The organism is Rhodococcus sp. W8901 (assembly GCF_013348805.1).
GTDB lineage: Bacteria > Actinomycetota > Actinomycetes > Mycobacteriales > Mycobacteriaceae > Prescottella.
The window spans coordinates 1,832,219-1,848,177 of the sequence record NZ_CP054690.1 but is presented as its reverse complement, the minus strand read 5'-3'; the positions used below and the strand labels follow the sequence as shown (position 1 = coordinate 1,848,177).

The 15,959-nt window shown below is 69.0% G+C and carries 10 protein-coding genes; 8 read left to right on the top strand and 2 right to left on the bottom strand.

All coding sequences use genetic code 11. From position 1 onward, the window contains the following. The first annotated feature begins 75 nt into the window (after window positions 1-75). On the top strand, window positions 76-3,825 hold the full coding sequence (locus tag HUN07_RS08865; protein WP_174909164.1) for a multifunctional oxoglutarate decarboxylase/oxoglutarate dehydrogenase thiamine pyrophosphate-binding subunit/dihydrolipoyllysine-residue succinyltransferase subunit: 3,750 nt from the start codon (window positions 76-78) through the stop codon (window positions 3,823-3,825). A gap of 111 nt (window positions 3,826-3,936) precedes the next feature. Continuing rightward, window positions 3,937-5,343, top strand: a complete 1,407-nt coding sequence (locus HUN07_RS08860) for a selenium-binding protein SBP56-related protein (protein ID WP_174909162.1) — start codon at window positions 3,937-3,939, stop codon at window positions 5,341-5,343. A gap of 39 nt (window positions 5,344-5,382) precedes the next feature. On the opposite strand, the gene HUN07_RS08855 is transcribed toward HUN07_RS08860, so the two are convergent. Then, the gene (locus HUN07_RS08855) at window positions 5,383-5,991 is read right to left on the bottom strand and encodes a TetR/AcrR family transcriptional regulator (protein ID WP_174909160.1); all 609 of its coding nucleotides are present in this window, start codon (window positions 5,989-5,991) and stop codon (window positions 5,383-5,385) included. A 71-nt stretch (window positions 5,992-6,062) separates the two neighbouring features. Between HUN07_RS08855 and HUN07_RS08850 the strand changes: the two genes are divergently transcribed. The 4 genes from HUN07_RS08850 (at window position 6,063) to HUN07_RS08835 (ending at window position 12,779) form a co-directional block, all read left to right on the top strand. Continuing rightward, window positions 6,063-7,661: a flavin-containing monooxygenase gene (locus HUN07_RS08850; RefSeq protein WP_174909158.1), complete on the top strand. Its 1,599-nt coding sequence runs from the start codon at window positions 6,063-6,065 to the stop codon at window positions 7,659-7,661. Then, the gene (locus tag HUN07_RS08845; RefSeq protein WP_174909156.1) at window positions 7,658-8,488 is read left to right on the top strand and encodes an SDR family NAD(P)-dependent oxidoreductase; all 831 of its coding nucleotides are present in this window, start codon (window positions 7,658-7,660) and stop codon (window positions 8,486-8,488) included. Before HUN07_RS08850 ends, HUN07_RS08845 begins: the two co-directional genes overlap by 4 nt. A gap of 96 nt (window positions 8,489-8,584) precedes the next feature. Continuing rightward, window positions 8,585-10,444: an HSP90 family protein gene (locus HUN07_RS08840; RefSeq protein ID WP_174909154.1), complete on the top strand. Its 1,860-nt coding sequence runs from the start codon at window positions 8,585-8,587 to the stop codon at window positions 10,442-10,444. Beyond that, entirely contained in the window at window positions 10,434-12,779 is a 2,346-nt protein-coding gene (locus HUN07_RS08835) for a hypothetical protein (RefSeq protein ID WP_174909152.1), read from the top strand. Before HUN07_RS08840 ends, HUN07_RS08835 begins: the two co-directional genes overlap by 11 nt. Before the next feature lie 23 nt (window positions 12,780-12,802). On the opposite strand, the gene HUN07_RS08830 is transcribed toward HUN07_RS08835, so the two are convergent. Then, window positions 12,803-13,693, bottom strand: a complete 891-nt coding sequence (locus HUN07_RS08830; RefSeq protein ID WP_254622860.1) for an ABC transporter substrate-binding protein — start codon at window positions 13,691-13,693, stop codon at window positions 12,803-12,805. 201 nt (window positions 13,694-13,894) lie between these two features. Between HUN07_RS08830 and HUN07_RS08825 the strand changes: the two genes are divergently transcribed. Both HUN07_RS08825 and HUN07_RS08820 read left to right on the top strand, forming a co-directional pair. Beyond that, window positions 13,895-14,839, top strand: coding sequence for an ABC transporter substrate-binding protein (locus tag HUN07_RS08825; RefSeq protein ID WP_174909148.1), 945 nt, complete (start codon window positions 13,895-13,897; stop codon window positions 14,837-14,839). Beyond that, entirely contained in the window at window positions 14,836-15,957 is a 1,122-nt protein-coding gene (locus tag HUN07_RS08820) for an ABC transporter ATP-binding protein (RefSeq protein WP_114718467.1), read from the top strand. Before HUN07_RS08825 ends, HUN07_RS08820 begins: the two co-directional genes overlap by 4 nt. Window positions 15,958-15,959 lie beyond the last annotated feature (2 nt).

The window sequence follows — 15,959 nt, the reverse complement described above, 5'->3', positions numbered from 1 at the left end:
ACGCGCGGAGGCTAGCCTCATGTGTATAGGCGCTCTGATCGGGTACCGAAGAAAGAAACGAGGCGAACACCTGCCGTGAGCAGCAGCTCTACTTCCCAGTTCGGACAGAACCAGTGGTTGGTTGACGAGATGTACCAACGCTTTCAGGATGACCCCTCATCCGTGGACGCTAGTTGGCACGAGTTTCTGACGGATTACTCGCCCGATGCGGCGAATGCGGGCGGGAACGGTGAGGCGCTGAACGGCGCCGGTGATGTCGCCACGAAGGCAGCCAACGGTGCTGCGGCTGCGGCACCTGCCGCCCCGGCACCCGCTGCCACTCCGGCCCCGAAGGCCGCGCCCCCGCCGGCACCCAAGCCCGCAGCTGCCCCCCAGGCAGCCGCCCCCAAGCCTGCGGCCGCCAAGGCCGCCGCTCCCCAGGCTGCCCCCGCCTCGGAAACTCCCGCTCAGAACACCAACCAGGTGCTGCGCGGTGCGGCCGCCACCGTGGCCCGCAACATGTCGGCTTCGCTCAACATCCCGACTGCCACCAGCGTTCGCGCCATCCCGGCGAAGCTGATGTTCGACAACCGGATCGTCATCAACAACCACCTCGCCCGTACCCGTGGCGGCAAAGTCTCGTTCACCCACATCCTGGGTTACGCGATCGTGCAGGCGGTCAAGGCGTTCCCGAACATGAACCGCCACTTCGCGGAGATCGACGGCAAGCCCAACGTCATCACGCCTGCCAGCACCAACCTCGGTCTGGCCATCGACCTGCCCGGCAAGAACGGCAGCCGTTCGCTCGTCGTCGCTGCCATCAAGGGCACCGACTCGATGAACTTCGTGCAGTTCTACAGCGCGTACGAGGACATCGTCCGTCGCGCGCGCGACGGCAAGCTCACGGCCGAGGACTTCTCGGGTGTCACGATCTCGCTGACCAACCCCGGCGGCATCGGCACCGTCCACTCCGTCCCGCGCCTGATGCAGGGCCAGGGCGCCATCATCGGTGCCGGTGCGATGGAGTACCCCGCCGAGTTCCAGGGCGCGAGCGACGAGCGCATCGCGGAGATGGGCGTCGGCAAGCTGATGACGCTGACCTCCACCTACGATCACCGGATCATCCAGGGCGCCGAGTCCGGCGACTTCCTGCGCACGATCCACAACCTGCTGATCAGCGACGAGTTCTACGACGAGGTCTTCCACTCGCTGCACATTCCTTACGAGCCGGTCCGCTGGCGCAAGGATGTGCCGGAGGGCGCGGTCGACAAGAACACCCGTGTGCTCGAGCTCATCGCGGCGTACCGCAACCGCGGTCACCTGATGGCCGACACGGACCCGTTGCAGTTCGTCAAGGACAAGTTCCGCAGCCACCCGGACCTCGACGTCACGACGCACGGCCTGACCCTGTGGGATCTGGACCGCGAGTTCAACGTCGGCGGCTTCCACGGCAAGGCCCGGATGAAGCTCCGCGACGTGCTGAGCATCCTGCGTGACGCGTACTGCCGCCACATCGGCGTCGAGTACACGCACATCCTCGAGCCGGACCAGCAGGCATGGCTGCAGGAGCGCGTCGAGGCCCAGCACGTCAAGCCCACGGTCGCGCAGCAGAAGTACATCCTGAGCAAGCTCAACGCCGCCGAGGCGTTCGAGACCTTCCTGCAGACCAAGTACGTCGGCCAGAAGCGCTTCTCGCTCGAGGGCGCCGAGTCCGTCATCCCGATGATGGACGCCGTCATCGACCAGAGCGCCGAGCACAGCCTCGACGAGGTCGTCATCGGCATGCCGCACCGTGGTCGCCTCAACGTGCTGGCGAACATCGTCGGCAAGCCCTACTCGAAGATCTTCACCGAGTTCGAGGGCAACATGAACCCGGCGGCCGCACACGGCTCCGGCGACGTGAAGTACCACCTGGGCGCCGAGGGCACCTACATCCAGATGTTCGGCGAGAACGACATCAAGGTCTCGCTCACCGCGAACCCGTCGCACCTCGAAGCGGTCGACCCGGTCCTCGAGGGTCTGGTCCGCGCCAAGCAGGACATCCTGGACAAGGGCCAGGAGGGCTTCACCGTCCTGCCGCTGATGCTGCACGGCGACGCTGCCTTCGCGGGCCAGGGTGTCGTGGCCGAGACCCTGAACCTGGCGCTGCTGCGCGGCTACCGCACCGGCGGCACCGTGCACATCGTCGTCAACAACCAGGTCGGCTTCACCACCGCTCCGGAGCACTCGCGTTCGTCCGAGTACTGCACCGACATCGCGAAGATGATCGGCGCACCGATCTTCCACGTGAACGGCGACGACCCCGAGGCCTGTGTCTGGGTGGCGCAGCTCGCCGTCGACTTCCGTGAGAAGTTCGGCAAGGACGTCGTGATCGACATGATCTGCTACCGCCGTCGCGGTCACAACGAGGGCGACGACCCGTCGATGACCCAGCCGGCGATGTACGACGTGATCGACACCAAGCGCAGCGTCCGCAAGAGCTACACCGAGTCCCTCATCGGCCGCGGCGACATCTCGATGAAGGAAGCCGAAGACGCCCTGCGCGACTACCAGGGCCAGCTCGAGCGGGTGTTCAACGAGGTTCGCGAGCTCGAGAAGTTCAAGCCCGAACCGTCGGAGTCGGTGGAGCTGGACCAGACGCCGCCTGCGCGCCTGACCACGGCCGTCGACAAGTCGGTGCTCGAGCGCATCGGTGACGCGTTCGTCAACGTGCCCGAGGGCTTCACGGTGCACCCGCGCGTCAAGCCGGTCATCGAGAAGCGTCGCGAGATGTCCCGCGAGGGCCACATCGACTGGGCGTTCGCCGAGCTCCTGGCGTTCGGCTCGCTGGTCGAGCAGGGCGCACTGGTGCGCCTGACCGGCCAGGACTCGCGCCGCGGCACGTTCACGCAGCGCCACTCGGTGCTCATCGACCGCAAGAACGGCGACGAGTACAACCCGATCTCCGAGATCGCGGCAAACGCCGACAACGGCGGCAAGTTCATGGTCTACGACTCGGCCCTGACCGAGTACGCGGGCGTGGGCTTCGAGTACGGCTACTCGGTGGGCAACCCCGACGCGCTGGTGCTGTGGGAGGCGCAGTTCGGTGACTTCGTCAACGGCGCGCAGACCATCATCGACGAGTTCATCAGCTCCGGTGAGGCCAAGTGGGGCCAGCTGTCGGACGTCGTGCTGCTGCTGCCGCACGGCCACGAGGGCCAGGGTCCGGACCACACCTCCGGTCGTATCGAGCGGTTCCTGCAGCTGTGCGCCGAGGGCTCGATGACCGTTGCCGTGCCGTCCACTCCGGCCAGCTACTTCCACCTGCTGCGGCGCCATCACCTCGACGGCATCCGCCGCCCGCTGGTGGTGTTCACGCCGAAGTCGATGCTGCGCAACAAGGCCGCGGTCAGCAACCTCGAGGACTTCACGACCGGCAAGTTCCGCTCGGTGTTCGAGGAGCCGACGTACGAGACCGGCAACGCCGACCGCGCCAAGGTCAAGCGCGTGCTGCTGACCTCGGGCAAGCTGTACTGGGAACTGCTCGCGAAGAAGCAGAAGGACAACCGCGACGACGTCGCGATCGTCCGGATCGAGCAGCTGTACCCGGTGCCGCGCCGCCGCATCGCGGAGACGCTGGACCGCTACCCGAACGTCTCCGAGTTCTACTGGGTCCAGGAGGAGCCGGCGAACCAGGGTGCATGGCCGTTCCTGGGCCTGGCACTGCCGGAGCTGCTGCCCGAGAAGCTGGCGGGCGTCAAGCGCGTCTCCCGTCGTGCGATGTCGGCACCGTCGTCGGGATCGAGCAAGGTCCACGCCGTCGAGCAGCAGGAGATCATCGACGCGGCGTTCACGCCCACCGTCTGATCGACTTTCACGGCATCCCGGCCCGGCGGCCCGGTCACCACGGTTCCTTCTCACGCCCGGCTCTCATAGGCTGAGAAGCGGGGCTCATCGTCTCTACGAAGGAGGCTGAAGATGAGTCAGCCGACGACGGACCCGACGTTCTACCGGACAGCCGCGGACGCGGCGGCCGCACCACCGGAGTCACTGGCCTACGTGGCCGCGTTCGACCGCGCGGCGGACCAGCCCGACGCGATGAGCGTCGTCGACGTGGATCCCGGCTCGGACACCTACGGCCGGGTGGTGGGCTGGACGGAAGTTCCCGGTCTGGGCAACGAGCTGCACCATTTCGGCTGGAACGCGTGTAGCAGCGCGTTGAAGCACGAGGGGCACGACATGGCGGGGCTGGCCCGCCGGTACCTCATCGTGCCGGGGCTGCGCTCGTCCACCCTGAACGTGCTCGACACCGGACCCGACCCGCGCCGGCCGACGGTGACCAGGGTGGTGGACGCCGCCGAACTCGCCGCCAAGGCCGGATACTCCCGGCCGCACACGTTGCACTGCGGGCCGGACGGCATCTTCATGACCTGCCTCGGAGGGGCCGACGGATCGGACGGCCCGGGCGGGATCGCCCTGCTCGATCACGACACGTTCGACGTGCTCCGACGCTGGGAGACCGATCGGGGACCGCAGTACTTCGCGTACGACGCCTGGTGGCATCTCAACCAGAACACGCTGATCAGCAGCGAATGGGGCACGCCGTCGATGATCGAGGACGGGCTGCGACCGGACCTGCTGCTGGCCAACGAGTACGGCCACGCAATCCATTTCTGGGACCTGGCCACCGGTCGGCACCAGCAGCGGGTGGACCTCGGCGCACAACACCAGATGCCGCTCGAACTGCGCCCGTCGCACGATCCGGAGGCCACCTGGGGATTCGTCGGCGTGGTGGTCTCGACCGAGGACCTGTCGGCCTCGGTGTGGCGCTGGCACCGCGACGACGGCGGTTGGGCGGTGGACAAGGTGATCACCATCCCGGCCGAGACCGCCGAGCCGGACGCGCTCCCACCGGCGCTGAAACCGTTCGGTGCGGTGCCCCCGCTCGTCACCGACATCGACCTGTCCGTCGACGACGCGTTCCTCTACGTCTCGTGCTGGGGCACCGGTGAGCTCAAGCAGTTCGACGTGCGGGACCCCGCCTCCCCGAAGGAGACCGCGTCCGTCCGGCTGGGGGGCATCGTCGGCCGCACCGCGCATCCGGCCGCACCGGACCGGCCGCTGTCCGGCGGTGCACAGATGGTCGAGATCAGTCGGGACGGCCGGCGGGTGTACGTCACCAACTCCCTGTACGGCGCCTGGGACGACCAGTTCTACCCGGACGGGGTCGGCGCCTGGATGGCGTTGCTGCACACCGATCCGCGCGGTGGGATGACCGTGGACGAGCGCTTCTTCCCGCACGACGGAGACTTCCGGGGCCTACGGGCGCACCAGGTCCGGCTCCAGGGTGGCGATGCCTCGTCGGATTCCTACTGTTACCGGTAGCGGCCGGCGACGGCACGCCGCGATCCCGGGGCACCGCCGCTACTGGAGCAGCGCCGCCGCCATGTCGGAGCTGAGCGCAACGGCCGGCAGCGCCGTGACCAGGAGTTCGATCAGTTCCTCACGGGAGATCTCGGGCGCCCGCAGCCATGTGATGGTCGCTTCCTCGACGAAGGCGATCCAGCCTCGCACGGACAGCGCGATGCGCGCGTCCGGTTCGATGCCGAGCGTCGGCAACTGCTCGACGACCCGGCGTGCCATCTCGGCCCGGGTCTGTTCGAACACCTCCCGCATCGCCGGATCACCGCTCGCGGTTCCGCGCAGCAGCGAGACGTAGGTGTCGCGGTTCTCGGAGACGTAGTCGACGTACGACGCCATGACGTCGCGCAGGATCTCGATCGGTTCCAGATCGAGGTTCGGCGCGGTGCGGTCGAGCATCTCGGCGCTGGTGTGGCGGACGATCTCGACGTGGAAGTCGTGCTTGGACGCGAAGTAGTGGAACAGCAGGCCGCGGGACACCCCAGCCCGGTCGGCGATGTCCTCGACCGAGATCTGTTCGAGCGTCCGTTCCGCGAGCATGCGCACGCCCAGATCGATGAGCTGCGCGCGCCGTTCCTGGGGGCTGAGCCGCGTGCGTTTTGCGCCTTCCATGACGTCCACCTTACTGAATCGTGTTCAGTAGACTATTGACTAGCAATCAACAACTCCCTACGCTCATCTACATGAGTCTTCCCGTCACAGATACTTCCGCCCGGGCGGCATCTCCGCGCCAGGTCGACACACTGATCATCGGCAGCGGCTTCGCCGGCCTCGGCGCGGCTATCAAACTGACGCAGGCAGGCAAGCGCAACTTCCTCGTCCTCGAGCGCGGCGCCGACGTGGGCGGCACGTGGCGCGACAACACCTATCCCGGTGCGGCGTGCGACGTCCCGTCGCACCTGTACTCGTACTCGTTCGCACTCAATCCGGAGTGGACCCGCTCGTTCTCGCCACAGCCCGAGATCCAGCGCTACATCTCGTCGGTCGCCCGCAAGTACAACGTGCTCGACAGGCACGTGTTCGGGTGCGACGTGCTCTCGGCGCACTGGAACGAGGACACGGCCCGCTGGGACGTCCGCACGTCGAAGGGCGACTTCGAGGCCAAGATCGTCGTCTCCGCCGTCGGCGCGCTGTGCGAGCCGTCGCTGCCCGACATCAAGGGCATCGACGAGTTCGAGGGCGAGATCTTCCACTCCGCGCAGTGGAACCACGACGCCGACCTCACCGGCAAGCGGGTCGCGGTGATCGGCACCGGCGCGTCGGCGATCCAGATCGTGCCGCAACTCGCGCAGAAGGTCTCCCACCTCGACGTGTACCAGCGCACCGCGCCGTGGATCCTGCCGCGCGCGGACCGCGAGTACACCAAGGCCGAGCATCTCGCGTTCAAGTACCTGCCCGGTTTCCAGAAGCTCTGCCGCACCGGCATCTACTGGATGCGGGAGACTCAGGTCGTGGGTCTGGCCAAGGCCCCGATCTTCATGAAGCCGTTGCAGCTCGCGGCCGAGCGCCACCTGCGCCGTCAGATCGAGGACAGGGCGCTGCGCCGCAAGGTCACCCCCGACTTCCAGATCGGCTGCAAGCGCATGCTGATCTCGAACAACTACTACCCGGCGCTCGCGCAGTCGAACGTCGACGTGGTCACCGACGGCATCGCCGAGGTGCGCGCCGATTCCGTCGTCGACAGGAACGGCACGGTCCGGGAGGTGGACGCGATCGTGGTTGCCACCGGCTTCCACGTCACCGACTCCCCCACCTTCGCCGGCATCTTCGGCAAGGACGGACGCTCGCTGGCCGAGACGTTCGACGAGGGCGGACAGCAGGGATACAAGGGCTCCGCAATCGCGAACTACCCCAACATGTTCTTCCTCGTCGGCCCCAACACCGGACTGGGCCACTCGTCGATGGTGTTCATGATCGAGTCGCAGCTCAACTACGTCGTCGATGCGATCGACGCGATCGAGCGCTACGACATCGGCACCATCGAGGTCCGCAAGGACGTGCAGGACCGCTACAACCGGGAACTGCAGGACAGGCTGTCCAAGAGCGTGTGGAACAACGGCGGCTGCGCCAGCTGGTACCTCGACAAGCACGGCAACAACACCACGCTGTGGCCGGGCTTCACGTTCGAGTTCCGCAACATGACAAAGCAATTCGACCTCGGCGCGTACCGCAGCGTGACCACCGGCGACCTGCCGGTGCCCGCACCCGCGGCGGTGTCGACCGCAGCAGACATCGATACCGAACTGACCGATCTCGACGACGACAAGGTGGCAGCACAGTGAGTGAATTCGCGGGCGAGGTCTGTGTCATCACCGGTGCGGGGTCCGGCATCGGCCGGGCCGTAGCACTGAACCTCGCCGGACAGGGCGCGAAACTCGCTCTCTCGGATATGGATCCGGCAGGCCTGGCGGAGACGGTACGACAGGTCGAGGCGCTCGGCGCGCACGTGAAGTCCGATCATCTCGACGTCACCCAGCGCGAGGCCGTCCTCGAGTACGCGGACGCCGTCGTGGCGCACTTCGGCAAGGTCAACCAGATCTACAACAACGCCGGCATCGCCTTCCACGGCGAGGTCGAGCGCTCGGAGTTCAAGGACATCGAGCGCATCATGGACGTCGACTTCTGGGGTGTCGTGAACGGCACCAAGGCGTTCCTGCCGCACGTGATCGCGTCCGGCGACGGACACATCGTCAATGTCTCGAGCCTGTTCGGACTGCTGTCGATTCCGGGCCAGAGCGCGTACAACGCAGCCAAGTTCGCGGTGCGCGGGTTCACCGAATCGCTGCGCCAGGAGATGCTGATCGCCAAGCACCCCGTGAAGGTGACGTGCGTGCATCCCGGCGGCATCAAGACCGCGATCGCCCGAAACGCGGCGGTGCCCGACGGCGACGACCAGGTGACCTTCGCCCAGTTCTTCGACAAGCACCTGGCCCGCACCACGCCCGAGGACGCCGCGAAGACCATCGTGAACGGAGTGCGAAAAGGCAAGGCGCGCGTGCTGATCGGTGCCGACGCCAAGTTCCTCGACGCCTGGGTGCGCATCGTCGGCCCGAGCTACCAGCGGGTGGTCGCGACGATCACCTCGCGCGTCCTGCCGAAGGCGAACTGACGGGCCGGTCCCGACTCTCCGGCCGGCCGCCCCGGACCACCTGGGCCGATCGCGGCTGACCGAAATGTCGTTACCCCTCGCTAAGCTCTTCCCTCGATGACAACGAGAGCCGACGGCGGCAGCCGTCCATTCCAGGTACACCTCGGTGGGATCATCGAGCTTCTCAGCGCGAGCATCTACACCGGGCCGCAGGTCTTCATCCGTGAGCTCCTGCAGAACGGGTGCGATGCGATCGCGGCCCGTCGCGACCACGAACCCGGCCACATCGGCACCATCCGGGTGCTGCCCGCAGACGAGGCGGGGGCCGTGTTCGCGGTCGAGGACGACGGCGTCGGGCTGACCGCGGCCGAGGTGGGCGAGCTGCTCGCGACGGTGGGCCGCAGTTCCAAGCGCGACATCCTCGATCTGCCCCGCACCGACCGCCTCGGCCAGTTCGGGATCGGCCTGCTCAGCTGCTTCATGGTGAGCGACGAGATCCGGGTCCGGTCCCGGTCGGCCACCGGTGCGCCCGCCGTCGAATGGGTCGGCCGCACCGACGGCACGTTCACGGTGACCGAGCTCGCCGACGATCTGCCGGTCGGAACCCGGGTCGAACTGTTCCCCCGCCCGGACTCGGCCGGACTCGTATCGCGCGCGGGGGCGCACGAGCTGGCAGACCGGTTCGGCCGGCACCTGCCGGTGCGGGTGACCGTGGCCGGTGAGACGGTGACTCGACCGGCGTCGTTCCTCGAGCGCACGACAGTCCCGTCGCCCGAGCTGCGCGAGCTGGGCCGGGAGATCGTCGGTGCCGAGCCCTTCGCCACGATTCCGCTGCATGTCCCGTCCACCGGCACCCGGGGCACCGCGTTCGTGCTGCCGTTCCAGCTCTCCCCCGGCCAACGGCAGTCGAGCCGCGTCTACCTGGGCGGCATGCTGCTGTCCGAGCGCATGGACGACCTCCTGCCGGACTGGGCGTTCTTCGTGCGGTCCGTCGTGGACACCACCGGGCTGCACCCGACGGCCTCCCGCGAGTCCCTGATCGAGGACACCGCGCTCGAGGAGACTCGTGCCGAGCTGGGTGCCGCGGTTCGCCGCTGGGTCATCGGTCTGGCGGCGGAATCGCCGCACCGGCTGGCGGCGTTCCTGTCCGTGCACCATCTGGCGTTGCGGGCGCTCGTCCTCCACGACGACGAACTGGCCCGATTCATCGTCCCCCACCTGCCGATCGAGACCACCGAGGGGCAGACGACCTTCGGCGAGGCCGCCCGCCGCGGCACGGTGCGGTACACCCGGACCGTCGACGAGTTCCGGCAGCTGGCCGGGATCGCCCGCCCCGGCGCTCCGATCGTCAACGGCGGCTACGTCTACGACGCGGAGATCGCGGCCCGGCTGCCGGAGTTCGTGCCCGGTGCCGCAGTCGAGATCGTCACCGTGGCAGACGAAATCGACCACCTCGATGTGCCGCCGCTGTCCGAGCGGGCCGCGTCCCGCCGCCTGCAGGAGCGTGCCGACGCCGCGCTGGCGGACCTCGACTGCGCGACCGCGGTACGGGCGTTCCAGCCGGAAACCGTCCCCGCCCTGTACGTCGCGGACGAGGCGGTGCTCCGGAACCTGCGGCGCGAGCAAGCCGGCGAGTCGGCCGGTGGGTTCTGGGCCGATGTCCTCGGCCGGGTGGAGGACGCAGCGGCGGCCTCCGGTGCCGACGCCTCCGGTCGGCTGGCCCTGAACTGGCGAAATCGGTTGGTGCGTACCCTCGCCGCAGTCGACGACGATGCGGTGCTGTCGCGGGCGGTGCGGATCCTCTACGTCCAGGCACTGCTTGCCGGGCACCGGCCGCTGCGGGCGACCGATCGCTCGGCCCTGACCGACGCCATGACCGACATCGTGCACCTGTCCGTCGGTCTCGACGCGGGCGTCGTCACCGATGCCGGACCGCACTCCCCCTCCACCATCGACAAGGACGACCATGCCGACTGAGACCACCCTCGACGCACTGATCAGCGAGATCGACTCGACGGCCTACGGACCGGCGGAACGCGAACTCATCGAGCGGGCGATCACGCTCGCCGAGGAGACCGGCGACGAGGCCGCCGCCTACGCCGTGCGGATGCGCCTGATCCAGTCCGCCTCCATGACGGGCGACACCGACGCCTTGCTCACCGCATTCGCGTGGTGTGTCGGGCGAAACGCCGCCGACCCGGCCACCTTCCCCACCGAGGTCGACGACCACGACCTGCTGTGGTTCCACAAGTGGATCGCCGACGCGCTCGCCTCGAACCCGATGTTCCCGCGGGCGACGATCGCCGAGTCGATCGAGCAGATGGAGATCGCGTACCGGCAGGCCGGCGTCGGCCTGTCCGGGGTGGTGCAGACCCGGTTCTGGCAGGCATTCGAGGCAGGCCGGATCGAGGAGGCCGCCCGCTACCTCGAGGAGCTGGGACGGACCCCGCGCGACGACTACAGCCACTGCGAGGCGTGCGTTCGTTCCGAGGAGGCCCAGTTCCGACTCGCCACCGGGGACCTCGAGGCCGGACTGGCCGTCGTCCAGGAGATGCTGGACCAGGACATGGGGTGCGCCGACGAACCGGAGCGGGCGATGGCCCACACGCTGGTGCCGCTGCTCCAGGTCGGCCGTCTCGACGATGCCGAGCAGATGCACATGCGGGGCTACCGACTCGCACGCCGCAACGTCGACAACATCGACATGGTCGGGCAGCACCTGATCTTCCTCTCGGTCACCGGAAACGCTCAGCGCGCCCTGGAGATGCTCGAACGGCACATCGGCTGGCTGGCGCACGACAACCTCAACGCGATCGCGCACCTCGACGCCCTCACCGCCTTCGCGGTGACGTGCACGGCGGCCGACCGTGCCGGGCTCGGACACGAGCACGTCCGCGGGGCCGGCGCGGAGCCCCTCCGCCGGTTCTTCGGCGCGCACACCGGCGCCTGGACCGTCGCCGAACTGGCACAGTCATCCTGGCGTGCCGCCGAGGAACTCGCGACCCGATTCGACGAGCGCAACGGCACCGAGCGGCGCAGCGAGAAGGTCGCCGCCGCAAGGACTCTGGCTGGGCAGCACTGGGACCTGCCGATCGGCACGACGCACGTTGTGCCAGCTCCTCCCGCCTCGGCGGACCCGGCCGCGACGACGGCCTTCGTCGACGAGGTGACAGGCTCGGGCCCGCTGGACGAGCAGGTCGACACGATCCTGGGTGCCGAGGGCGGGGAGGCGGCGCTCGCCTGGCTCGAGTCCGAACTGACCCCGACAACCGCGCCCGGACGCCGCGCGGTGCTGTTGCGGTTGCTGGCCCAACTACTGGCTGGGGGCGGCCGGTTCGAGGAGGCGCTGACCGCGGTCGACGCCGCGCTCGACCTGTCCGTTACCCACGCTGCCCGGTCCGTGACCGCCCCGCTGGCTGCCCTGAGCGCCCAGATCTGCGACGACCTGGGCCGGCTGGACGAGGCGGCCGGCCGACTGCGCCTGGCCACGCGCGAGGCGGATCTGGCCGGCACCGAGTCCGTCGGCCACCGCTACCGGCTCGGCGTGACGCTCGTACGGTCCGGACACCCCGACGAGGCCGTCGACGAACTCACGACGGTGGCGGAGATCGAGGAAGCCCGGGACACCGAGCCCGCATCCCGTGCCCTGACCCTCCTGTGGCTCGGCTACGCGAGGCGCGACGCCGGCGAGCCGGGGGCAGCGGTCGCGGTGTGGGTCGAAGGCCGGGAGCTGGCCCGGGCGGGCGAGGACTATGCGGTGGCGGCACGGGTCGGCAAGGAACTCGGGCTTCTGATGATGCAGTTCGACGACGAGGACGCCGTCGAAGCCCTCGACGACGCGGTCGAGGACGCCCGGAAACTCACCGATCAGCCGGACGCACTCGCCGACCTCCTGCACGCACGTGGGCGGGCTCGGTGCCAGTTCGCCGACGAGGACGGGCTCGAGGACCTACGGGCCGCGGCCGAACACGCCGACCCCTGGACCCGTGCGGACATCGAGGACTCGACGGCTCGGGCACTGTCCCAGCTGGGCCGGTTCGACGAGGCGGTACGGACGGGGCTCGCGGCCTCCGATGCCTACGCCGCAGCCGAGGACGTCGTCGGCTCCGGCAGCGCACTGATCGTCGTCGCGCAGGCGTTGCTGTCGACCGACCGCCACGAGGAGGCCCTCGCGGTGCTCGCCGACGCCGCGCCGCGGGTGACCGAGGCGCCGCGGCTCGCGGTCCGGGTCGCGCTGATGGAGGGCGACGCCCACGAAGCTCTCGGCCGGCACGACGCCGCCGCGGCAGCGCGGGCACGGGTGGGAGGCTGACGACGGCCGACCCCGCGGGGCCGTCAGATGTGCTCGGCGAGCCACTCCCCCGCGGCGTCGGCCGAGGTGATCTCGCCGCCGCGGACCCGCCCGGCCATGTCCGTGAGGTCCGCGGTGGTGAGTTGCAGGACCACGCTGAGCCCCTTGACGTCGTCGGCCCGCAGCACCCCGCTGCGGAAGAGCGGCACCACGTTCTGCGCGGTGAACGCGTCCTTCGTGTCGGCGAGAACGACGAGCTCGTCCCGCGCGACGTCGGGTGCGGCGGCCGTGGTGCCGCCGACGGGTGACGCGCCGACGATCAGTTCACGGGCCGCGTCGGAGGTCGAACGGACCGGGACGACGGTCCCGAACGTGCACCCGTAGGCCGATCGGAGACCCGAGAGCGCCTGCGCATCCTCGCGGAACGTGTCGGATGCGTACAGCGTCATGCCTGCGCACGCGGAAGCGATGTCGTCGATCGACCGGGCACCGAGGTCGTCGGCCTGTGCCGCGGACAGCGCCAGCGCGGACCGGTCGTCGGCCGGCGAGTAGTCGGACACCGTAAGGCCTTCGGGCAGAGACTTGTTGAGCGCCTCGAATACGTCCTCGGCGTCGGTGACATCGGCGTCCGGATCGAACCAGTGCAGGAGGCGCCCGGTGTGCTCCGGCACCAGTGCCACCCGGTTCGCATCGAGGGCGGCGACGCGGTCGGCGCGGTCTCCCAGCCCCAGCACGACTTCGGTGCTGCGCCCGGCAGCTTCGAGCGCGCCCGCGTACAACCGGGCGACGAGTTCGCTCTCGACCGTGTCCGAGGCGCCGACGACGACCGGTTCGGGTGTCTCGGGTCCCCCGACGCTGCTGCCGGTGTCCACACCGCAGGCCGTCACGACCGCGAGCAGCGCAGCGATCGTCAACCGCGCCGCGAACCTGCCCACGCGCCCATTTCCGTTCGGTGACACCGTGTCCCTCTCCGCTCTGCTGCGGTGCGAACCGGCACCTGTCGGTACCGCGCACTTGTCGTACCTATCGTTACACTGACTTCGCGCACCATCACGAGCGGTCGAGAGATCCGGCTTGTCACCGCACGGCTCCGCTCCCCTGGGCGGCCGCCACGCCGGATCCGATGGAAGGACGACATGAAGAGTTCTCGGATCCACAGGCTCGCGGGCGTCGCAGTCGCGGCGTCACTGGCACTCCTCACGGCGTGCGGCAGCAGCGACCCGCTCGAAAGCAATGGATCGAGCGGTGGTGACCCCAACTCGATCGTCGTCGGCTCCGCCAACTTCCCCGAGTCGGAGACGGTCGGCTTCGTCTACGCCGAGGCGCTGCGGGCCAACGGTTTCGACGTGCAGACCAAGATGAACATCGGTTCCCGGGAGATCTACGTCCCGGCCCTGCGCGACGGTTCGCTCACGCTCATTCCCGACTACACCGGGAATCTCCTCGACTACATCGACCCGTCCTCGACGGCCACGACCGCCGAGGAAATCGACGCCGCCCTGCCCGCTGCGCTCGCGCCGGATCTCGCGATCACCACACCCGCACCGGCCGAGGACAAGGACGCCGTCGTGGTGACGCGCGAGACGGCCGAGAAATGGAACCTGACGTCGATCGCCGACCTCGCCGCGCATTCGGCGGAGGTGAAGTTCGCGGCGCCGGCCGAGTTCCAGGAGCGCGCGGTGGGTCTTCCGGGCCTGCGCGAGAACTACGGACTCGAGATCTCGCCGTCCAACTTCGTTCCGATCGCCGACGGCGGTGGCCCCGCGACGGTGAAGGCGCTGACGTCGGGACAGGTGACCGCCGCGAACATCTTCACGACCTCACCCGCGATCGAGGCGAACGATCTGGTGGTGCTGGCCGATCCGAAGAGCAACTTCCCGGCGCAGAACGTGGTGCCGCTGCTGCGTGCATCCGCGAAGACCGAGCAGTTGGCGCGCGTCCTGGACGCTGTGTCGGCGAAGCTCACCACCGAGGAGTTGGTGGGCCTCAACGACGCCGTATCGGGCGACAGCAAGACCGAACCGGAGGCCGCGGCGAAGCAGTGGGTCGCACGGCAGGGATTGGACGCTCCCGTCTCGTGATCTCGTTCTCCGGTGTCACCAAACGTTTTCCCGACGGCACGGTGGCCGTCGACGACCTCGACCTGAAGATCGACGAAGGCTCGTTCACGGTGTTCGTCGGCCCGTCCGGGTGCGGCAAGACGACGTCGATGCGGATGATCAACCGGATGGTGCTGCCCACCGCGGGAACCGTCACCGTCGACGGTCAGGACGTGGCCGCGACGGACGCCGTCCGACTGCGACTCGGCATCGGGTACGTCATCCAGAGCGCCGGCCTGCTGCCGCACCGCACCGTCGTCGACAACGTCGCGACCGTTCCGGTGCTGCGCGGCGACTCGCGCCGCGCAGCGCGGCGGGTCGCGCTCGAGGTGCTCGAACGCGTGGGCTTGGACCCGGCGCTGGCCGGACGGTATCCGGGCCAGCTGTCCGGCGGTCAGCAGCAGCGGGTGGGCGTGGCCCGGGCATTGGCGGCCGATCCCCCGATCCTGTTGATGGACGAGCCGTTCAGCGCGGTGGATCCGGTGGTACGGGCCGATCTGCAGTCGGAGATGCTGCGGCTGCAGTCCGAGCTGCGCAAGACCATCGTGTTCGTCACCCACGACATCGACGAGGCCGTCCGGCTCGGCGACCGGCTCGCGGTGTTCGGCCCGCACGGCCGCCTGCAGCAGTTCGACACGCCGCGCAGCGTACTCTCGGCGCCCGCAACCGATTTCGTTGCCGACTTCGTGGGGCACGATCGGGGGTACCGCGGATTGTCCTTCCGCAGCGCCGACACGGTGGAGCTGCGCGAGATCCGCCGCGTGCGCGAATCCGAAGCCGCGACAACCACGCTCGGCCCCGACGAATGGGCGTTGATCGTCACCGCCGACGACCGCCCCCAGGGTTGGATCGACGCGGCCGGGGTCGACGCCGTCCGCACCGGACGCACCGTCGCGGACGCGACCGCGGCCGGCGGTTCGCTGTTCACGGTCGGCACGGACCTGCGCCGGGCCCTCGACGCCGCCATCTCCTCGCCCTCCGGGATCGGTGTCGCGGTGGACGAGCGCGGTGTGGTCGCCGGGGGCATCGACGCGGCCGACGTGATCGCCCGGCTGGCCGAGCAGCGGCGCGAAGAGGACCGACTGCGGAACGGCCGGTGATC